Raw genomic sequence first — 22,043 nt, forward strand, 5'->3', positions numbered from 1 at the left:
ATTCGCGACCAAAAAGGCCTAAACGTTTGGCACAACAAAGACGCTGAAATAAAACCACGCGAAGAGCAGCAATGGAACAAAGCCAATAAGCTGCGCCACTACCAAGCGGTATATCATGTAAATGGTCAGCAAGTTGTGCAGTTAAGCACGCCAAACATGCCAGAGGTTTCGCTTAATACTCATCGCGAAGCTCTATTAGGTTACTCAGACCTACCTTACCTAGAACGTGTTATGTATGGCGGTTTTTACGCAGATTACTTCAGCGTGGATGTTAAAACTGGTAAACAAACCGCTATCATCAGCGACTATCCGTTTAGACCAAGCCTTGCGCCAAATGGCCAATTTGCAGCATTTTTCCAAGACAGCCAAGTTCAGCTAAAAGATTTAGGTAACAACAAGGTTTCAACGTTATCTAAAGCAATTAATGCTATTTTTACCGATGATAAGCATGACTACCCATCACCTCAACCGGGCTATGGTTTTGCGGGCTGGTTAAACGACAGCAGCCAAGTACTGGTTTACAGCAAATTTGATATTTGGGCTTTTGATGTCGAAACACAAAAGGCAACGCGCCTAACCCAAGGTAAAGAAACCAATACCCAATATCGTGTTATTAAACTTGATAAAGACCAAGTGGGCTTTGCCAAAGACGAAACATTATTGCTAAGCGCAACCAACCTGCAAGATAAGCAAACTGAAATTGCCAAGCTTGACTTAGCAAGCAATAAAGTAAGCAAAGTACTATCGGGTAAAAAGCGCTATGATGTGGTGAAAAAGGCAAAAAATGCCGACAAATACCTATTTACTGCGCAAACATATCAGCAATTCCCTGATTACTACCAAACTGACTTTAGCTTTAAAAAGCCACAGCGTGTTACCAACCTAAACCCACAAATTAGCAACTTTGCATGGGGTGAAAAACCTGAGCTTATTAGTTACAAAGGGTTTGATGGTGAAGATTTACAAGGCGTATTAATCAAGCCAGCGGGCTACAAAAAAGGCGATAAGGTTCCGGTGGTTGTGTACTTCTACCGCTATATGAGCCAACGCATGTATGACTTCCCGAAAATGGAATTAAATCATCGTCCTAACTTCCCGATGTTTACCTCAAATGGCTATGCGATTTTCTTACCTGATATCCGTTTTGAAATTGGTCATCCGGGCAAATCGTCAACCCAAACGATGATCAATGCCACTCAAAAGTTAATTGATTTAGGCATTGCTGATCCAGACAAAATTGGTTTACAAGGTCACTCATGGGCAGGCTATCAAAGTGCCTTTATGATCACGCAAACAGATATGTTTAAGGCGGTTGTATCGGGTGCGCCTGTATCTAACATGACCAGTGCGTATAGCGGTATTCGCTTAAAATCAGGCCTTGCGCGTCAATTCCAATACGAAACAGGGCAAAGCCGCATTGGTAAAACCTTATTCGAAGCGCCAGAGCTGTACATCGAAAACTCACCGGTGTTCTTCGCCGATAAAGTGAATACCCCTATTCTGATTATGTTTGGTGACAAAGATGACGCTGTGCCTTGGCACGAAGGGGTTCAGTACTATCTAGCGCTTCGTCGCGCAGGTAAAGATGCCACCTTCTTACAATACGAAGGTGAACCACATCACTTGAAGAAGTTCCCTAATCAAGTGGATTTCTCGGTGCGCATGATGGAATACTTTGATCATTACTTAAAAGGCAAGCCAGCTGCTGATTGGATCAAAAACGGCATCCCTTTTATTGAAGAATAAGCAACAAGCTGATTTTCAGCTTAAAGCACACCTCCCCCAGAGCCAGCATTTTTGCTGGCTTTGTTCTATAAAATCAATCAAACAATCTGTTTTTTCGATTTTATCAATCGATTTAAACCCCAGTTTGTAAGTGGAAAGTTAATCAGAACAACTCTATATTTCATCCAACTTCTAACTGGAGACTACACAATGTTTAAAAAATCAACGTCAGCGTTGTCTAAAGTCGCTGTTGCAGTATCTTTACTCGTAGCAACAGGCGTACAAGCAACTAACGACATCAAATCAAACCAATTCTGGTGGCCAGAACAATTAGATCTTAGCCAACTTCGTGCCCATGGCGCAGAATCAAACCCAATGGGTCCTTACTTTGATTACAAAAAAGAATTTTTAAAGTTAGACCTAAACGCAGTGAAAGCCGATATTGAGAAAGTATTGACTGATTCTCAAGATTGGTGGCCTGCTGACTACGGTCACTATGGTCCATTCTTCATCCGTATGGCGTGGCACGCATCAGGTACGTACCGTACTTTTGATGGTCGTGGTGGCGCAGGCGGTGGTCAACAACGTTTCGACCCACTAAACAGCTGGCCTGATAACGCGAACCTTGATAAGGCGCGTCGCTTACTTTGGCCTGTAAAACAAAAATACGGTCGCAGCATTTCTTGGGCTGACTTAATGGCGTTAACAGGTAACGTTGCGCTTGAATCAATGGGCTTCAAAACCTTCGGTTATGCCGGTGGTCGTGAAGACGATTGGGAGCCAGATTACGTATACTGGGGCCCTGAAGGCAAAATGCTAACTGACGAACGTCGTGACAAAAAAGGCAAACTTAAAGGCCCATTAGCGGCAGTTGAGATGGGCTTAATTTATGTAAACCCAGAAGGCCCTCACGGTAACCCTGATCCACTGCTAGCAGCAGAAGACATTCGTTTATCATTCGGCCGCATGGCAATGAACGATGAAGAAATCGTTGCACTTATCGCCGGTGGTCACAGCTTTGGTAAAGCACACGGTGCGAAAAAAGCGACCTGCTTAGACAAAGAGCCAGCAGCTGCGGCTATCGAAGAGCAAGGTTTAGGTTGGAAAAACAAATGTGGTAAAGGTCACTCAGAAGATACTGTTACTTCAGGTCTTGAAGGCGCATGGACAGTGACACCAACACGTTGGTCAATCAACTACCTACAAAACTTGTTCAGCTTTGAGTGGGTTAAAACGAAGAGCCCAGCAGGCGCAACTCAGTGGATCCCTGAAAATGGTCAAGCATCTAACCTAGTGCCAGATGCACACATTAAAGGTAAGCGTCATGCGCCTATCATGTTCACAACTGATATCGCGTTAAAAGCAGACCCTGAGTTCCGTAAGATTTCAGAGCGTTTCTTAAACGACCCGAAAGAGTTCGAACTGGCATTTGCTAAAGCATGGTTCAAACTAAACCACCGTGACATGGGCCCACGTGCTCGTTACCTAGGTGACTTAGTGCCAGAAGAAGTATTAATTTGGCAAGATTACATCCCTGCGGTTGACCACAAACTAGTAGACAGCAAAGATATCTCGTCACTTAAAGCAAGCATCTTAGATTCTGGTTTATCTGTATCTGAACTCGTGCGTGTTGCTTGGGCGTCAGCAGCAAGCTACCGCGACACAGATATGCGTGGTGGTGCAAACGGTGCACGTATTCGTTTTGCTCCGCAAAAAGATTGGCCGGTAAATAATCCGAAAGAAGTAGCTAAAGTACTGAACAAACTTGAGAAAATCCAAACTAAGTTCAACAAAAAAGCATCTGGCGGTAAAGAAATTACACTAGCAGATATGATTGTTCTTGGTGGTGCGGCTGCAATCGAAAAAGCAGCAAGCGACGCTGGTTTCTCTATCACAGTACCATTCAAGCCAGGTCGTATGGACGCGTCATTAGAAATGACTGACGTTGAATCATTCGAAGTACTTGAGCCAACGGCAGATGCATTCCGTAACTACTACAGCTCAGCATGGAAATCACCTGCTGAAATGTTAGTTGAGCGCGCTGACTTACTAAGCTTATCAGTACCAGAAATGACTGCACTACTAGGTGGTATGCGCGCCCTTAACGCGAATACTGACCAAACTAAACACGGTGTATTCACGAAAAAACCAGGCACATTAAGCAATGATTTCTTCGTTAACCTACTAGATATGTCAACGAAGTGGTCTAAGTCTTCTGAAGAAGGTGTTTACGAAGGCCGTGACCGTAAGTCAGGCAAACTTAAGTGGACAGCAACACCTGTAGATTTAATCTTCGGTTCAAATTCAGAGCTACGTTCAATTGCTGAAGTGTACGCATCTGACGATGCTAAACAGAAGTTTGTTGATGACTTCGTAGCAGCGTGGACTAAAGTAATGACGCTAGATCGTTTCGACCTACGTTAATATTTTCGCAACCAACAAAGCCGCTATACTTAGCGGCTTTTTTATTTTGGATAAAATTCGCTCGACAATCCTGTGTTTTAAGTTAAAAATAACACTTTATTATTAATATCAAGATGTAGGCATTAAGGATGATTGCACGCTTATCACAGCTCATTGTTTTCTATTTACTATGCTTAATTGTGACAGAAAACAGCTATGCGGATCAGGCTAACTCTGTAATCTTTATTAACGAGCGCAGCGTTAATCTTACGCAATTCAACATGAGCTATTTCATCGATAAGCAAGGCAATACTCCATTCACTGAGATACAAAGTGAAAATTTTATCAACAGTAAAAATGAGCTCACTTTAGGTACTAACGCAAAAACGACCTGGTCAAAAATAATCATCAAAAATAACTATAGCGATAGCTTACGTTTATTTGTTCACAACCCCGATGCTTACCATCTAGAAGAGGTGGGATTTTACGAAACCCACAATGGGCAACTCATTAATCAAACAGATGTTTATTTAGATAAATCTGGGGTAAAAGCCAATATGTTTGGCGGGAGTGCCGTTTTTTCGTTTGCTTTAGCACCAGCTCAGCAAAAAATCCTTTATGTGAAATCTGTAACTTACTCACACCAGTGGTTTACTCTTAATATATATGACGAAGAGCACTCTAAACGTGCATTAGTCGGTAACGGTAATTACATTGCGCTACTCGTTGGAATGATGCTTGCGCTAATGATATATAACTTTTTCTTGTATTTATCGGCCCGAAAAATCGAGAACATCGTATACGCCCTATACTTGATTTCAGGCACCGTATGGGTGGCGTTATCTTACGGTGTAGCGGCAAATTTTTTTGGTGTATTTAGTGCAGAGCTTTTCCAACTAAACTCAAACTTACTCAGTATGCCAAGCTTTTTGGTGATCTTTGTAATGCTCATTTTCGAGACCAAGAAACATTACCCTAAAGAGCATATTGCCCTTTCAATTATATTATTGTTGCTTGTTGGCGACTTTATCTACAGCTTATTCGATATCGTTGGCGCATTAAAGCCAGCTAGTAGCTTAGCCGCACTTATGATGACGGTGACATTCGGGGTATCTATTTCGCTATGGCGCAAAGGAAACCCACTAGCAAAATACTTTTTACTTGGTCACTCTATGTTTGTCATTTTCAATATGTTGGCAGTGCTTTATTACAAAGGGATCAGTGATGCTAACGTGATCAATAGTCATGGCGTGGGAATAGGCATTTTACTCGAAGCTTTAATGATGGCGTTTATTCTCTCATACCGAATTAAAACACTTGAAAAAGTAAAAGCGCAGCAAAAAGAGCTCACTCGCTTAGTCGACACAGATCCAATGACAGGCCTGTTTAATCGTCGCTACTTCGATAGAAAAAGTGAAGAGTTAATTGCAGCAACAGCCACAAATAATCAGCCATTATCTTTACTGATTGCCGATCTCGATCATTTCAAAAATATAAACGATACCTATGGGCACGATATTGGTGACAAAGTTATTATTGAGTTTGCCAATATACTTACAGCAAAGCAGCGCAAAGGGGATATAGCCTGTCGCTACGGCGGTGAAGAGTTCGTATTACTGCTTAATTGTAACCTTGAAGATGCCAAGCAGGTTGCCGAACGAATTCGCAAACAAGCACAAGAAACCATTATTAATGTTGATGATACACAAACAGTTAAATTTACAGTAAGCATTGGTGTTCACAGCGTAGCCCATGCCGCAACTACTATAAAAGAAACACTCACCATTGCTGACAAAGCACTGTACAAAGCGAAGAGTAATGGCCGTAATTGTGTTGAAGTAGCGGCTTAGAGAAAAAATCGGTAAGCGGTATTATGTAGGTCGCCATTTATGGCGACAATTTTTAGCGAGACAGTCCTTATAACTATTTTCATTATGCAGCCCCCTTTATTCTGCCATTAGATATTACTCTAACTTTAAATAAATATGACATAAGACATCCTACATTTTAGCTCCATAAAGGGTTCTAAGTGCCATCAAATCGAGTTTTGATGGGACCTTTAACAGGAGAGTCTTATGATTAAAAACAAAGTGGGAATATTTTGGTATGTTGAAAATACGCTAATTTATAAAGCTATTAATACAGCTAATTTAGAAGTAGACACCTTGGGCCTAATTGACAGTCCCTTTTTACACCATGAAGAATGGGAAGAAAACTTAATCTTTGAACAATTTGATATCTATCTGAGCGAGAGCGATTACTACAACTTCCCAAGAGGCAGGGTCATATATAATTTCAACGAATTAGTTACGTATATATACTTAGATAGAAAGCTATTTAAAAAGCACATAGTAAAAAAAATTAAGCATGCATTTTCTTTGTTTGAGGTTAAAACAATATTTTTAACCGACCCTCACTATAAATGCTTTAAGAATATTTAAAGGGAATTAGTTTTATGTCTACTTACACACCTGCTGACTTCAAAAGATTACTCAGCGAGTTTGAGGAACTGCCAAAAAGTCAGCTAGAAATGAGTATTTTCGATATATCTGGCTACCCTCACTATGAAAATGTGGCAAGTAATGTACTCGCATTTTATCTTAATCCTCACAATGAACATGGTTTACAAGATTTACTTCTAAGTTCCATTCTTAACAAAGTTGCCATTGAGGATAGGAATCTAAAAAATGTTCTAGTTAGTCGCGAAGAATCTACATTCAATCAAAAGCGGTTAGACTTATTAATTGAAACTGACAACTTACTAATAGGTATAGAAAATAAAATTTTCCATCATCTTAATAATGATTTAAATGACTACAGTTATGCGCTCAAAAAATGGGCTCAACCGAATAATCTAGAGATAGTGAAAATAGTATTAAGTATAAAAAAAGAGCAACCAAGTGATGGTTTTGTAAACGTCACTTATGAAGAACTATTTACTGAGATAAGAAGACGCATGTCTCATTATCAAATCACAAAAAACAAGTGGTACTTTTACTTACTAGATTTTATGAATAGCATTGAAGGACTAGCTGGAAGCAAAATGAAAATTGACGAAAATGATCAGTTTTTTCTAGATAACTTTGAAAAAATAGAAGCACTACTTGGAGAAAGAAATAAATTCTTAGCCAAACTCAATAATAAAGTCGTTGAGCTACAACAAAAAATTGAAAAACCGCCTCAATGCAAAAGGCAATGGATATACTCTAAATCCTGTCTTGTTCATGACTTTGAGTTTTTCTCCTACAAAATAGCCTTTGATTTGTTTATAGCTCCTAGCGGCTGGCAATTACAACTATTCGGTAGAGATGCTGAATCAAAGAAATATTTAACGTTCCTTTTTAATACCATACCATTAAAAGGAACTCAGCAGGGCTATAAAGATTCTAGATACATACTTGAAGAGTTTTGCCTTCATCAAGATTTATCTACGATAGCTGCCAGCTTATTAAAAAGGTTCAGCATGTTATTAGAGTCGCAAGAAAGAGCTGAGATGAAAACATAAATAGAGACTATATTGTGATTATGCTTTGATTATTTATTAGCCAAAACTTAGATTTCAGTAATGTAGGTAGTCATTCATGGCGTCATAAAAAAACGCGCTAAAGCACGACCTACAACCACCTGCTAAGCTAATTCCTAGCTCCTAACAACTAGCAACCTTCAATCAACAATACTGCCCTGCTGCAAAGCCGCAGCTCCAGGCGTATTGGAAGTTGTAGCCGCCTAGCCAGCCGGTTACGTCGGTGACTTCGCCGATGAAATAGAGGCCCGGTGACTTTTTCGCTTCGAAGGTTTTTGAGCTTAACTCGTCGGTGTCTACACCGCCAAGCGTGACTTCGGCGGTTCTGTAACCCTCGGTGCCGTTTGGTTTAATTTGCCAATTGTGAATGTAATCATGTAGCGCGTCGATTTGAGCATGGCTTAGCTGGTTTACATTGCAATCAGGAATTGCTTTGCTGTCGTGCAGCATTTCAACAAAGCGTTTTGGTAAAATTGTCGCAAGGGTATTTTTTAATGACTTTTGACCTTGGCTTTGACGCCAATCTTCGAACTGCTGTTTTAAATCAAGCTCTGGTAACAAGTTAATATACACCGTTTGCCCTGCACGCCAGAATGAGCTGATTTGCAAAATCGCTGGGCCCGAAAGGCCGCGGTGAGTAAACAAGATGTTTTCTTTGAATTGGGTGCCATCTTCACTGGTAACCAGACAAGGAATGCTGATCCCCGATAACCCGTCAAAGCGATCTTTATCATGCTGATGCAAAGTAAATGGCACTAATGCCGCCATGGTTGGCAGCACTGTTAAACCAAATTGCTCAGCAATTTTATAACCAATTGGCGATGCACCAAGCTTAGGCATGGTTAATCCGCCCGATGCGACAACTAACGACTCACATTGATAGCTGTCTTGTTCGGTAATAACTTCATAACCCGCATCGGTTTTAGTCACGCTGAGTACTTCGTTACGCAGAGTAATGTTAACCCCCGCCCACTCGCACTCAGTTAGAAGAATATCGACGATATCTTGCGCGCTGTTATCACAAAATAACTGACCCAGTGTTTTATGATGATAAGCCAAGCCGTGACGGTCCACCAGCTCAATAAAGTCATGCTGGGTGTATCGGCTTAAACACGATTTTACAAAGTGAGGATTACCACACAAGTAGTTGTCTGGGCTTGCATTTTCATTGGTGAAGTTACAACGTCCGCCGCCGCTAATTAATATTTTACGGCCCGGCTTTTTGCCCATATCAAGCACAGTAACATTGCGACCACGGTAGCCTGCTTGTGCAGCACACATCAAACCTGCAGCGCCAGCGCCTATCACAATTACATCTACTTGGGTCATTACTCATACTCACTAAAAAAATTTAGCTGATTATAACAAGTTATTTTACGTGAGGTGTTAACTGTGAGGTGTTTTTACAAAAAAGATAAAACCAAAAAACGAAATAAAGTAAAAACTCAAAATCTAAAAATTAAAACTTTTTAATTAGAAAAGAACGAAAAACACACGAAAAAAGCACCATTTAGCCATCTATACATTTAGTTATAACCAAAATAGAGACAAACATAATAAAACGATATTTTAACTTAATTTACATTTATTTTACCTTTGTCCCCCTTCGCGAAAAATATCGTGGAGATTAACATAACAATCTAGGGATCATTATGACAACTAACAACAACTTGAAAAAGTGCGCAATTGCACTGAGCTTGACTGCGTTGTTTGGGACGACGGCAGCAATGGCGACTCCAAACCAACTTATGACACCATCGATGCAGGAAACGGCAGCAAAACTACAAGGTCAAGACGGCTTTGGTACGCAGTTCATCATTAAGTATAAAAACAACAGTGATGAAATGATGACGATGTCGGCAGCAGAACAATCGCCAACTATGATGAACAAAAAGGCTCAAGGCTTTGTTAAAAACTTCACCAGTAAAAAAGGCAAAGTAAAAGCCCAATATGTTCGTGCAATGGCGATGAGTAATCACCACGTAATGCGTGCTGATAAAAAACTTTCTGCTGAAGAAGCGCAAGAGTTCATGCAAGAGATGGTTGCAACAGGTAATGTTGAATACATCGAAATCGACCAAATGTTAAAGCCATTCGCAACACCTAACGACCCTCGTTATAACGACCAATGGCACTACTACGAGCAAGCGGGTGGTTTAAACCTACCTACCGCTTGGGACACAGCAACAGGTAGTGGTGTGGTTGTAGCGGTACTCGATACAGGTTACCGTCCGCATGTTGACCTTAATGCCAATATTTTACCGGGTTACGACATGATCTCTAATCTGTCTGTAGCAAATGACGGCGGTGGTCGTGATAGCGATGCACGCGATCCGGGTGATGCAATCAGCGCTAACGAATGTGGTTACACGCACAGTGCACAAAGCTCTAGTTGGCACGGTACTCACGTTGCAGGTACGGTTGCAGCAGTGACTAACAATGGAGAAGGTGTTGCCGGTGTCGCATACGATGCAAAAGTAGTTCCTGTTCGTGTACTTGGTAAATGTGGTGGTTTAACGTCTGATATTGCTGACGGTATTATCTGGGCTTCAGGTGGTTCTGTATCAGGCGTACCAGCGAATGCTAATCCTGCTGATGTTATCAACATGAGCTTAGGTGGTAGCGGTTCATGTAGCTCAACCACGCAAAGTGCCATTAACCAAGCTCGTAACAACGGTTCTGTGATCGTAATTGCAGCAGGTAACGATAACGATAACTCTGCGAACTACAATCCAGGTAACTGTAATGGCGTTGTAAACGTTGCATCTGTAGGTCGTGACGGTGGACGTGCTTACTACTCAAACTATGGTAGCAACATCGATGTTGCAGCACCAGGTGGCGCACAAAGCTTTGCTAATGACTCTGAAGGTGTTCTATCAACACACAACTCAGGATCTACTGGCCCAAGCAGCGATTCATATCACTACTCGCAAGGTACGTCGATGGCGGCACCTCATGTTGCGGGTGTAGCGGCGCTAATTAAACAAGCGAAACCATCAGCAACACCAGATGAAATCGAAAACATCTTAAAATCAACAACGCGTTCATTCCCAGCAACATGTACTAGCTGTGGTACAGGTATTGTTGATGCGGCAGCCGCTGTTGCAGCAGCATCAGGCACAACACCGCCACCACCAACAGGTAACGTGTTAGAAGATGGCCAAGCACTCACTGGTTTAAGTGGTTCAGCTAGCAGCCAAACATTCTACACAATGGAAGTACCAGCAGGCGCAACGAATGTAACTTTCACTATGAGTGGTGGAACAGGTGATGCTGACCTTTACGTTCGTGCCGGTAGCGCTCCAACAACATCAACCTATGATTGTCGTCCGTATGAAGGCGGTAATAACGAAGTATGTTCTATCGATAACCCAACTGCGGGTACTTATCATGTCATGCTTAACGGCTACTCTGCTTATTCAGGTGTTAGCCTAGTGGGCGATTTAACAACTTCAGGTACTGGCACAGGTGCACCGCAAGCTGGTGGTGGTACAGTGACTGATATTTCTGCAAGTGCAGGTCAATGGAAACACTACACGATTGACGTGCCAGCAGGTATGGCAAGCTTCACAGTAACAACGTCTGGTGGTTCTGGCGATGCTGATTTATTTGTTAAGTTTGGTAGCCAACCAACTACTTCAAGCTATGACTGTCGTCCGTACAAAAACGGTAACGCAGAAACATGTACATTCAGTAACCCACAAGCAGGTACTTGGCATTTAAGCTTAAATGCATACAAAACCTTCTCAGGTCTGACATTGGATGCACAGTATCAACCTTAATAGTTGATCTCCCCTTACCCCCAGGGACTTTTAGCCGGACTCACGTCCGGCTTTTTTGTATTTATATTAAAGCTTTTCGAGCACAGCTTCAGCGCGGCTTACTACAAACTCTTTGTCCTGTTCAACAAACAGACCTGTTACCGTTAGGTTTTCAACAATCATCGCATAACGCTTTGAACGTACACCACCAAAACCAGCTGTGTCTTTATCTAAACCAAGTGCTTTGGTAAAACTTGCATCACCATCAGCAAGCATACGAATATGCTCAGCATTATGAGCTTCACCCCATGCTTTCATTACAAATGCATCGTTTACTGATACACAGTAAATTGCATCAACGCCTTTTGCGGTAATTTTATCAGCTAAAGTAATAAACTCTGGTAAGTGAGCATTTGAGCAGGTTGGTGTAAATGCACCTGGCACAGCAAATAGCACCACTTTTTTATCAGCAAATAATGCCTCTGTTGATAAAGTTTGCATGCCTTCACTGGTTAATTCGCTAAGGGTTGCCGCAGGTAAAGTTTGGCCTTGTTCGATCATCGTGATTCCTTGAAATAAAATAAGAATACAGAGTATATACCCAAAAAATTGAATACCGCATGATTTAAAGGCAAACAATGCACTACATTGCTCGCCCTTTGAAGAGTTATAAACCTAAGCTGGTTTTAATGGTATGCATTTGCTCTTGTAGGCGATGCTGAATATCACTAACTAATGAGTTTGACTCACCTACCTGCCCTTTCATGCTTTGCATTGATTGGCTAAAGTTTTCGAGTAAGGCATTTTGCTGTTTAGCCAGCTCCATGGCATCAAACGCTACTTTATTGGCATCTTGCGCGTTGCCGGCTACGCCTTCTGAGTTACGTTTAAGTTCTTGAGCATTTTGAGTTTGCAGCTCAGCATCATTAGCCAGTGCGCTAATTTGCTCTGATACCATCGTTGAGTTTTCACTCAAGCGGTTAAGTTGGTTGTTAATATCATCAAGCGAGCCTTGTGTTTGTCTTGCCAGCTTTCGTACTTCGTCGGCGACTACCGCAAAACCCCGACCATGCTCACCAGCACGCGCCGATTCAATCGCCGCATTTAACGCCAATAAGTTGGTTTGTTCAGCAATGTTTTTAATTACTTCAATGACTTGACCAACATCATCTACCCCTTTTAATAACTCTTTTAAACTCTCAAGGCCTTGTTCAACTCGCTGCTCTGTGTGAGAGCTCGCCGTTAACATACTGTCGGCAAAACCAAGGCTCTGCTCCATCGCATTAAAAGTCTGTTTAGCATTATCAGCGACTTGGCTATTAATGTTATTTACTTGCTCACCTATATGTTGAATATCGCTCAGTAAATCTTGGTTTTGCTCTACCTGAGAATGGCTGGCATCGGTTTGCTGGGCTATGGTATGTAAGTGCTCGCTCATTTCTAGCATAAAGTCATTAATAACCTTAAGCATTTGTGCTCGCTCTTCTGCCTCACCACGTTGACGCTCTATTAATTGATTAAAGTAACTGGCAATTTCGCCTACCTCGGTTTTCGGGTTTTTACTCTCAATATTTTTAAGTTCATTACTTTCAATCAAGAAGGCAAAACCATCACGCAATTGACGCAGTGGATTAAGCACTTGGTTACGCTGCACAAAATACACACCACCCGCCAACACTACAAGCATGCCAATAGCGACACAAAACACGATAAATACTTGCTGTTTAAGATTGCTTTGTTCGTCTTTTAGCTTTTGCTCAGCACCGAGCACGGTTACAGATAACGCACCGATTTGTTCGCGTAATGCTTGCATACCCGTTTGACGTTGCTCAGCTTGTTCAAGAGTAGATGCCAAGTCACGGGGAAAACGTTTAGGCCAGCTACTTAGCTCTGCTTTAATATCACCCGCTAAGTCTTCGGCTTCTTCACCAAAAAACAAAGCATCTTCTTCAACTTCACTCATAACACCTAGGTTATCAAGGCTGTCGATTTTATCTGCGAGTGTGTTTAGTGTTGTAACTGTTTGCGTAAGGCTGCTTTTAGTATCTTGATCATAGTTAAGAACCAACTTATAAGTATACAAAGCAAGTGATGTGACTTCGCTGTAATAGTCAGCGGCAAGTTGGTAATACTCAAGTGCAAGCGCTGTTTGCGGCTCTGCTTTCTTAGCATAACCAATTAACGATGAGGCAGATCCGGCCATTTGTCTTATCGAGTTATCAAGTAAAGCCATTTCGTTACCAGACAACTTGCCCAAAGCGCGATACTTACCATTAATGTCTTTATCTAATTCAGTGAGTTGCGTATTCAGTGTTGCTGCTAACTCATTGGGAAGTCCAGCTAATTGCTGTGCTTTAATCTCACTAATCAGTGCTGAGGCTTTAGTTAAGTACTGGCTGTCACCTTGCTCTAAATAGTCATCTAGGTAACTTTTTAAATCAATTATGATGGTGTTTTTAAGCTTGTTATAAGCGTTATCTTGCTGCTCTATTCCTATTAATGTTTGGCTTGACCAGAACAGAGTGGCTGCCAGTAAGATACTGGCGAGTGTGAGTAAAACGGCCAATAGCCGAGTAAATGATGACACGCGCATAAACGATATTCCCAAGTAACGTTACGCGCGTAGAATATTAACCTTTTATGACAGTTTGATGTAAACCGTAAAAAATAACAGGTAAAAGCGATAACAACTAACCCAAAAGGGTTAAATAAATACCAATTCGCTTAATATTGCGGATGGTATCAGACCATTGCAGCTTTTACGTATACATCAAAGCGGTTCTTCTTGGTTTTGATTTGCATACTCGGGGTTTTGTCATTTAGAAATGGGGCGTAATCAGGGCGCTTCACAACTACTCGCTTACTAGCAAGCGGATAAGCAAATTCTAATAGATCATCGGCATCGCTATCTCCGCCAACAAGCTCTTGGAATACTCGCATTTCTTTTTTAACTAGGGCTGATTTTTCACGATGAGGAAACATAGGATCTAAGTACACAACATCAGGTGTATCACTACACTGCGCTAGTAAAGTATGGCTTGAGCCAAACACTAGGCTCATGTTTTCTTTCATCCAAGGGCCAATTTCAGCATCGTTATAGGCGCGTTCTAGGCCGTCAAATAATAGTGCAGCTACCACTGGGTGGCGCTCATGCAAAATCACTTTACAGCCTAGTGATGCCAGTACAAAGCCATCGCGGCCAAGGCCTGCAGTGGCATCAAGCACCACTGGCGTGGCACCTTTGTTTAACCCTACAGCCTTAGCTATTGCCTGCCCTTTACCACCACCAAACTTGCGTCGATGAGCTGCAGCACCCGTTACAAAATCAACATGAATAGCACCAAGCTTTGGCTCATCCTTTTTTTTCAAACTCAAGCCCTGATCGTCATAATGAAGCGAAAAGCCCGCATTAAGCTCAGCCCACTTGGCTAAACCAAAACGTTGCTCTATGGCATCTAAATAAGGACGCATTTCTTTAAAAGGACAATGAATTACCACGTATAACTCCGAGCTATTTTATTCGGCGCCAGTATAGCATGGCTTAAAATAGCTCGATATCCGTTTGTGAAGTGATATCTTCAGTATGACTAGGCTCAGCCATTTTTTGTAAGTTTACCAATAACTCACTACGCGATTCGATAATATGATTAAGCTGATGTTTAATGTGAGTTAAATCGTCGTTTAAAGAGGTAAATAACTGCTGAGTTTGCTGCAATTGCTGTAAATACAAAGCCACATCGCTGCTATTTAACTGCTCATTATGTTCGACTAATTGGTTCAATTCAGCAAGCTGAACTGTTAGCTGTTTAACGGCATGCTCTCGAGAGTCACTGTTTTGATGCATTTGTTCAGATAGCTCGTTAAAAGCATTGCCTATTTGGTTTGCCTGCGTCAATGCTCGTTCGTTTATTTCCATATCTTGCACTTTCGCATTAGTCACTTCCAAAATATGCGGAAACAAATCTTTGTAGCGGCCATAAAGCTGTGCATCATCCAAGGGCATGTTTTTAACTAACATCGATACTTTTGGGTAGTTAATGATGGTGCGATGACTAAAGTCAACAAAGCGATTTGACTCACGGTGTTGTTCTAATAACTCTTGCTCAAGTGGGCATACGCCACCTTTAGCACTACAAAACACGCCAACATCTTGATACCAAAACGCCAAAACAACATCGAGCTCCATGGGGTTAAAAAATTCGAACATATACTCAGATAAGGCTTTAATATCATGTGCATGATAGCTTTGCCCGACGTAACGCATGATGCGCCCCATATCACCTGAATCTGTCATCGCAATTTCGGCAGTGATCTGCGCTCGCTCAACATCACTTTTAAGCTTTTTCGAGTGTTGGCGATACTGATATAACACGCGAATACGTGCCATAAGCTCTTCGGCATTAAATGGTTTTACAATGTAGTCAGCAGCACCTGCGTTATACCCTTTAACACGGTCTGGTAAGTCTGATTTACCTGACAAAAACATCACTGGAATATCTTTGGTTTCAGGGTTTGCTTTTAACTCATTACAAACCTCAAACCCAGTTTTTCCGGGCATCTCTATATCGAGCAATATTATGTCTGGATTATGTTTTATTGCTTGTCTTAACCCTTCATCACCATTTTTAGCATGGAGCAGTGTGCAAAAGCCCGCGAGCGATTCTTCGATCACATGATGCACGTATTTATCATCATCAATGGCTAATACCAGTTTAGACATGCTTAATTCCTATATACTCTTTTTTAGAAGGATAGTACGAGCGTGTGATTTTGCGAAGAAATATTAATAAAAAAAGCGCCTTACGGCGCTTTTATATTTTTATATTCTTTATGCTGCAATGCCACTATGTCTAAGCAATGCATCAACTTTAGGCTCGCGCCCTCGGAACTTTTTAAACAGCTCCATTGGCTCTTCACTGCCGCCTTTTTCTAAAATGTTTTTCAAAAAGGCTTCTCCCGTTTCAGGGTTGAAAATGCCTTCTTCTTCAAATTTAGAAAACGCATCAGCAGACAGAACTTCTGCCCACTTATACGAATAATAACCAGCGCTATAACCACCAGCAAAAATATGGCTAAAGCCATGTTGGAAACGATTAAACGCTGGCGCTTTAACAACCGCGGTTTTGCTACGAACAGCATCTAAAGTTGCTTGAATATTACATGGTTCACCCGCTTTATAATCGTGGTGGATTGTAAAATCAAACAACGAAAACTCTAGCTGACGTAACATTTGCATACCTGATTGGAAGTTCTTCGCCGCAAGGAGTTTATCTAATAACTCTTTTGGTAACGGCTCATCAGTTTCGTAATGACCCGAAATAAAGTTCAGCGCTTCTTCTTCGTAGCACCAGTTTTCAAGGAACTGACTTGGTAACTCAACTGCATCCCATGCAACACCATTAATACCCGCAACCGGCGCAGCATCAACTTGGGTCAACATATGGTGAATACCATGACCAAACTCATGGAATAGGGTTGTCACTTCATTATGAGTGAACAGCGCAGGCTTATCGCCAACTGCTTTATTAAAGTTACATACTAAATAGGCAACTGGGGTTTGTAATTCGCCGTTTGCACGTACTTTACGACCCATACAGTCGTCCATCCACGCGCCGCCACGCTTGCGATCACGAGCGTATAAATCTAAATAAAAACGACCACGTAAAGTATTACTACTATCGTAAATTTCGAAAAAACGTACATCAGGGTGGTAGGTATCAAAGTCTGTCACTTCTTTAACACTAATACCAAATAAACGATTTACTGTAGTGAATAAGCCACTTAATACCTTATCGGCAGGAAAATAAGGGCGCAGTACTTCGTCTGAAATCGCGTATTTCTCTTGCTTAAGTTTTTCGCCGTAGTAAGCGTAGTCCCAAGCAGCAAGTTCAGTTACACCGTGCTTATCTTTGGCATAAGCCGTTAGCTCAGCAAGTTCTTGCTCAGCTTGGGGTTTAGACTTATCGGCTAAATCTTCTAAGAATGAGAAAACTTGCTCTGGCGTTTCGGCCATTTTAGTCGCCAGTGACATGTCAGCGTAGCTGTTAAAGCCAAGTAACTCAGCAAGTTCATGACGCAGTGCAAGCTCTTCAGTCATAATAGCTGAGTTATCAAACTCACCCGCATTGGGGCCTTGATCAGAGGCACGTGTTACAAACGCAGTATAAAACTCTTCACGTAACTCGCGGTTATCTGCATAAGTCATGATTGGTAAGTAAGATGGAAAATCTAACGTGAATACCCAGCCATCTAGCTCTTTACTTTTTGCAGTATCAGCGCCAAGTGCTAACGCAGACTCAGGTAACCCCTCAAGTTCACTTTCATCAGTAATATGCTTTTGCCAAGCGAGTGTGGCATCCATTACATTGTTACCAAACTTAGAAGCCAGTTCAGATAAACGTGCACTGATTTCGCCATAACGCTTTTGCTGCTCAGGTTTTAAAGCAATACCCGACAATTCAAAATCACGCAGTGCGTTGGTAATGGTTTTTTGCTGGGCAGTAGTAAGTGTTTTAAATTCATCACTATTATGAAGTGCATTGTAAGCATCATATAAACCTTGATGCTGACCTACAAAGGTTGAGTACTCAGATAACAATGGCAAACATTGCTCATAAGCTTCACGTAACTCATCGTTGTTAACGACAGAGTTCATATGTGATACCGGTGAAAATAAACGTGATAACTTGTCATCAGCTTCTTCTAGCGGCAGTACCAAGTCATTCCATGTGTACGATTTAATCGCCAGTACCTCGTCTATTTTAGTGCGGCACTCAGCAATGGCTGCTTTTAACGCTGGCACGACATGCGCTGGTTTAATTTTAGAAAACGGCGGAAGCCCTTCTAAACCAATGAGTGGGTTATTTTCTGCAATTGTCATTTTCGTTCTCAAATTTTATGCGAAGATGATTTTGAAGTTGGGGCGAATTGATGAAATACAAGGGGCTTAACCTTGGTCTTTATTATGCTATTATCAACTTATTAATAAATCGATTAATTAATAAAAATTTATCTATTTTTGAGGACAAACTATGGCTCAGCATTTTGATTACATTGCTATTGGTGGTGGTAGTGGCGGTATTGCCTCTGCAAACCGTGCTGCAATGCGTGGCGCAAAAGTCGCTCTTATTGAAGCAAAACACATGGGTGGTACTTGTGTAAACGTGGGTTGTGTTCCAAAGAAAGTAATGTGGCACGGCGCACAAGTTGCTGAAGCAATTAATGCATACGCACCAGACTATGGCTTTGATGTTGAGCTTAAAAGCTTTAGCTGGGCTAAATTAGTAGAAAGCCGCGAAGCGTATATTGGCCGAATTCACCAAGGTTACAATAAATACTTAGCAAGTAACGGCGTAACGGTTATTAATGGCTTTGCTAAATTTGTTGATAGTAAAACAGTTGAAGTAAACGGTGAGCTATACACTGCTGATCATATCCTCGTAGCTGTTGGTGGTCGCCCTACTATTCCTAATATCCCTGGTGCTGAGCTTGGTATTGATTCGAACGGTTTCTTTGAGCTAAATGAACAACCTAAACGTGTTGCAGTTGTTGGCGCAGGTTATATTGCTGTTGAAATTGCGGGTGTTCTTCATAGCCTAGGTACAGAAACACATTTATTTGTTCGTAAAAACAAACCACTACGTACTTTTGACCCATACATTGTTGATACCCTTGTCGATATTATGGCAAAAGAAGGCCCAACTCTTCATACTGAGTGCACACCTAAAGAAGTGGTTAAAGAAAACGACGGTAGCCTAACAATTCACTTTGAAAATGGTCACAGCCAAAACGTTGATGAAGTTATTTGGGCAATTGGCCGTACACCAACAACTGACAAGATCAACCTTGCAGCAGCTGGTGTTGAAGTGAACGAAAGCGGCTATGTAAAAGTAGACGAGTTTCAAAACACCACAGCTAAAAATGTATATGCAGTTGGCGATATCATCGAAAACGGTATCGAACTTACGCCAGTAGCCGTTAAAGCAGGTCGTATTTTATCAGAGCGCTTATTCAATAAAGAATTGCCTGATGATTTAAAAATGGACTACGAGCTAGTACCAACGGTGGTATTCAGCCACCCGCCTATTGGCACGATTGGTTTAACAGAGCAAGAAGCAATTTCGCAATATGGTGCTGAAAACGTAAAGGTTTATAAATCAAGTTTTGCAGCGATGTACACAGCAGTTACTCAGCACCGCCAAGCATGTAATATGATGCTCGTGTGTGCAGGTGATAACGAAAAAGTTGTTGGCTTACACGGCATTGGCTTTACCGTTGATGAAATGATCCAAGGCTTTGCAGTTGCAATGAAGATGGGCGCAACCAAAGCAGACTTCGATGCTGTTGTGGCTATTCACCCAACGGGTTCTGAAGAGTTTGTTACGATGAGATAAACTCGCGTTGCGAGTTGCGAGTTGCGAGTTGCGAGTTGCGAGTTGCGAGTTGCGAGTTGCGAGTTGCGAGTTGCGAGTTGCGAGTTGCGAGTTGCGAGTCAATTTTAAAACCTTGTGGTGCTGCCACAAGGTTTTTTATTGGGTAAATTTGGCAATGATTTCAGTACACTATCAAAGCTCAGAAATAGCTTGACTAAAAATATGTTTAAGCAAATCTAGGTTTAAATTAACACCTGCAATATTCGCATCAATCCACTCTTGCTGAGAGATTGGAGGCCACGAAATCTTATAGCCGATGCTATATAACATTTCTTCAAAAAAGAAACGTAGTACTCTGCCGTTACCTTCACGGAACGGATGAAGTAAATTAAGCTCACAAAACAAATCTGCCACTTTTTCAATTAGTTCATCATTATTCTGACAATTCGATATTGCCGGAAGGGTTCGAAATAATTTGTTAGCTTCAGGCTCAATACGCGTCCAAGTACAAAAGCGGGTATTACCCTTTGAGATGTCAACATCCCTAATTTGACCTGCCCACACATATAAATCTTGGAATAAGTGATGATGAAGGTGTTTTAAATGCTCAAGTGAGAACTTAGAGAGAGGTTGTTGGGGGGAGTCATAGGTTCTATAGCGTTCAGCGGTAAACTCAGCTTCGGCTTGATCTAATATATCCGATTCTCGAATACCTAATAGATTAATTAATACATCAGAGGCAGGGTAGCAATATTTATCTTGAGCTACCCCGTATTTATCGCGCATATTTACGCTTCAATTCAGCAATACTTTTGCCTTCACTATTAGTTTTCAGCGTTAGACCTTCATAGCTTAAACTGACCTTAAAGTTATCCATATCTGGCGTAAACTTAGTCTTTTGCTGATTGCTTGTCTTAGCTGTTTTGGTAGCCATAACCCCTCCTGTGATACTAATAATTCTAACTTATTCAGGTAAAAATTGCCATTAACTAACTTACTTGAAAGTACAGCTATAAGGGAGAGTATAGGCTATTAGAAGCAATAAACAGTGCTGGCATAAACCTTGTAACTGTTAATAAAGTAACCAGTTATAGCAACAATTTGCCCTTATTTACTGTGTAATTAAGCAATTATTACGCAGTAAACATGGCATTTTTACAAGGAGGCACTGTGTCTAAGTCTGCAATTTTATATCGCATGGTAACCGATGAGCATATTTGCCCATTCGGTTTAAAATCAAAAGATTTATTAGAGCGTAATGGTTACGATGTTGATGATCGTCACTTAACCAATCGTGAGCAAACCGACGAATTCAAACAGCAGCATGATGTAAAAACCACACCGCAAACCTTTATCAATGATAAACGCATTGGTGGTTACGATGAGTTGCGCGACTTTTTTAATCTGCCCGAGGCTGGCCAACAAGGTACCAGTTATACCCCAGTTTTAGCCATTTTCGCTGTGGCTATGCTACTGAGCTGCGGTTTTACTTATGCCAGCGGTGAGGCTTTATTCTCTGTGCAGAACCTGATGCTGTTCGTTGCATTATCAATGGCGGTACTAGCGATACAAAAGTTGCAAGACTTATACAGCTTTTCTAACTCATTTATTACCTATGACTTACTGGCGATGCGCATTGTGCCCTATGCCTATGTCTATCCCTTTATCGAGGCGTATGTAGCGATTGGTATGGTGGCTGAATTACCCGCCTTAGCTGTAGCACCCTTTTCACTATTTATTGGTGGCATAGGTGCGGTATCGGTTATTAAAGCTGTGTATATCGATAAACGAGAGCTGAAATGCGCCTGTGTTGGTGGCGACAGTAATGTGCCACTCGGCTTTATCTCACTGAGTGAGAACTTATTTATGATAGCCGCAGGTATATGGATGCTTATTACTTTTTAGCGTTTTATTAGTATTTAAAGTGGCTTAATTAAGTAATTAAGCCACTTTAAACGAATGGTTAACCACCATTACGTAAATCGCGCTCGAATTCACTTTCGGTTTTTACTGAATGACAGGTCGATTTAACCTCAGCCTTTTTACTGTCGTCGTCATCGGTGCTAAAAATCGTATAGCTGTAATCGGTTTCGAGTTCACCACCTAGACACTCATGCTCAGCGTAGATTTCATTTTCAGCCCCATCAACTACGGCCTGTGATGCACAGCCTGCCAGCATAGCAAGTGCAAGTACAATTGGAATTGCTTTCATATCTTGATCCTATAATGCTATTTTTATTTTTGCTGTAAGCAATAGGT

General features: G+C 41.4%; 17 protein-coding genes. 8 read left to right on the plus strand and 9 right to left on the minus strand.

The window, feature by feature from the left end; translation table 11 throughout:
* From E5N72_RS00005 to E5N72_RS00025, 5 genes are all read left to right on the plus strand, one after another.
* The coding region (locus E5N72_RS00005) for a prolyl oligopeptidase family serine peptidase (RefSeq protein WP_135922693.1) at positions 1–1,746 on the plus strand (1,746 nt) is incomplete at its 5' end.
* 189 nt (positions 1,747–1,935) lie between these two features.
* On the plus strand, positions 1,936–4,149 hold the full coding sequence (katG, locus tag E5N72_RS00010; RefSeq protein ID WP_135922694.1) for a catalase/peroxidase HPI: 2,214 nt from the start codon (positions 1,936–1,938) through the stop codon (positions 4,147–4,149).
* Between the two features lie 128 nt (positions 4,150–4,277).
* The gene (locus tag E5N72_RS00015; RefSeq protein WP_135922695.1) at positions 4,278–5,978 is read left to right on the plus strand and encodes a diguanylate cyclase; all 1,701 of its coding nucleotides are present in this window, start codon (positions 4,278–4,280) and stop codon (positions 5,976–5,978) included.
* A 225-nt stretch (positions 5,979–6,203) separates the two neighbouring features.
* Positions 6,204–6,569, plus strand: a complete 366-nt coding sequence (locus tag E5N72_RS00020; protein WP_135922696.1) for a hypothetical protein — start codon at positions 6,204–6,206, stop codon at positions 6,567–6,569.
* A gap of 14 nt (positions 6,570–6,583) precedes the next feature.
* On the plus strand, positions 6,584–7,633 hold the full coding sequence (locus E5N72_RS00025; RefSeq protein ID WP_135922697.1) for a PD-(D/E)XK nuclease family protein: 1,050 nt from the start codon (positions 6,584–6,586) through the stop codon (positions 7,631–7,633).
* Positions 7,634–7,795: 162 nt separating this feature from the next.
* On the opposite strand, the gene E5N72_RS00030 is transcribed toward E5N72_RS00025, so the two are convergent.
* Entirely contained in the window at positions 7,796–8,980 is a 1,185-nt protein-coding gene (locus tag E5N72_RS00030) for an NAD(P)/FAD-dependent oxidoreductase (RefSeq protein ID WP_135922698.1), read from the minus strand.
* Between the two features lie 323 nt (positions 8,981–9,303).
* Between E5N72_RS00030 and E5N72_RS00035 the strand changes: the two genes are divergently transcribed.
* Complete coding sequence (locus E5N72_RS00035) at positions 9,304–11,433, plus strand: S8 family peptidase (protein WP_135922699.1); 2,130 nt, start codon at positions 9,304–9,306, stop codon at positions 11,431–11,433.
* Positions 11,434–11,499: 66 nt separating this feature from the next.
* Here E5N72_RS00035 and E5N72_RS00040 read toward each other — a convergent pair whose 3' ends face one another.
* From E5N72_RS00040 to prlC, 5 genes are all read right to left on the minus strand, one after another.
* Complete coding sequence (locus tag E5N72_RS00040) at positions 11,500–11,973, minus strand: peroxiredoxin (RefSeq protein WP_135922700.1); 474 nt, start codon at positions 11,971–11,973, stop codon at positions 11,500–11,502.
* Positions 11,974–12,079: 106 nt separating this feature from the next.
* A complete protein-coding gene (locus tag E5N72_RS00045) occupies positions 12,080–14,005 on the minus strand; it encodes a methyl-accepting chemotaxis protein (protein WP_135922701.1) in 1,926 nt (641 codons plus the stop codon).
* A 149-nt stretch (positions 14,006–14,154) separates the two neighbouring features.
* The gene (locus tag E5N72_RS00050; RefSeq protein WP_135922702.1) at positions 14,155–14,910 is read right to left on the minus strand and encodes a class I SAM-dependent methyltransferase; all 756 of its coding nucleotides are present in this window, start codon (positions 14,908–14,910) and stop codon (positions 14,155–14,157) included.
* A gap of 43 nt (positions 14,911–14,953) precedes the next feature.
* The gene (locus E5N72_RS00055) at positions 14,954–16,132 is read right to left on the minus strand and encodes a response regulator (RefSeq protein ID WP_135922703.1); all 1,179 of its coding nucleotides are present in this window, start codon (positions 16,130–16,132) and stop codon (positions 14,954–14,956) included.
* Between the two features lie 108 nt (positions 16,133–16,240).
* Complete coding sequence (prlC, locus tag E5N72_RS00060) at positions 16,241–18,292, minus strand: oligopeptidase A (protein WP_135922704.1); 2,052 nt, start codon at positions 18,290–18,292, stop codon at positions 16,241–16,243.
* A gap of 151 nt (positions 18,293–18,443) precedes the next feature.
* Between prlC and gorA the strand changes: the two genes are divergently transcribed.
* Complete coding sequence (gene gorA, locus E5N72_RS00065; RefSeq protein ID WP_135922705.1) at positions 18,444–19,805, plus strand: glutathione-disulfide reductase; 1,362 nt, start codon at positions 18,444–18,446, stop codon at positions 19,803–19,805.
* 171 nt (positions 19,806–19,976) lie between these two features.
* On the opposite strand, the gene E5N72_RS00075 is transcribed toward gorA, so the two are convergent.
* Positions 19,977–20,570 carry a Fic family protein gene (locus E5N72_RS00075; protein WP_135922707.1) on the minus strand — a complete coding sequence of 198 codons (594 nt, stop codon included), beginning with the start codon at positions 20,568–20,570 and terminating at the stop codon, positions 19,977–19,979.
* Positions 20,560–20,718, minus strand: coding sequence for a hypothetical protein (locus E5N72_RS20575; protein ID WP_168246699.1), 159 nt, complete (start codon positions 20,716–20,718; stop codon positions 20,560–20,562). Before E5N72_RS20575 ends, E5N72_RS00075 begins: the two co-directional genes overlap by 11 nt.
* 236 nt (positions 20,719–20,954) lie before the next feature.
* On the opposite strand from E5N72_RS20575, the gene E5N72_RS00080 reads away from it, so the two are divergent.
* Complete coding sequence (locus E5N72_RS00080; RefSeq protein WP_135922708.1) at positions 20,955–21,689, plus strand: glutaredoxin family protein; 735 nt, start codon at positions 20,955–20,957, stop codon at positions 21,687–21,689.
* Positions 21,690–21,747: 58 nt separating this feature from the next.
* Here E5N72_RS00080 and E5N72_RS00085 read toward each other — a convergent pair whose 3' ends face one another.
* On the minus strand, positions 21,748–21,996 hold the full coding sequence (locus E5N72_RS00085) for a hypothetical protein (protein WP_205994273.1): 249 nt from the start codon (positions 21,994–21,996) through the stop codon (positions 21,748–21,750).
* Between the last annotated feature and the right edge of the window lie 47 nt (positions 21,997–22,043).

Origin of the sequence: Pseudoalteromonas sp. MEBiC 03607 (assembly GCF_004792295.1) — a bacterium.
Taxonomy (GTDB): Bacteria; Pseudomonadota; Gammaproteobacteria; order Enterobacterales; family Alteromonadaceae; genus Pseudoalteromonas; species Pseudoalteromonas lipolytica_C.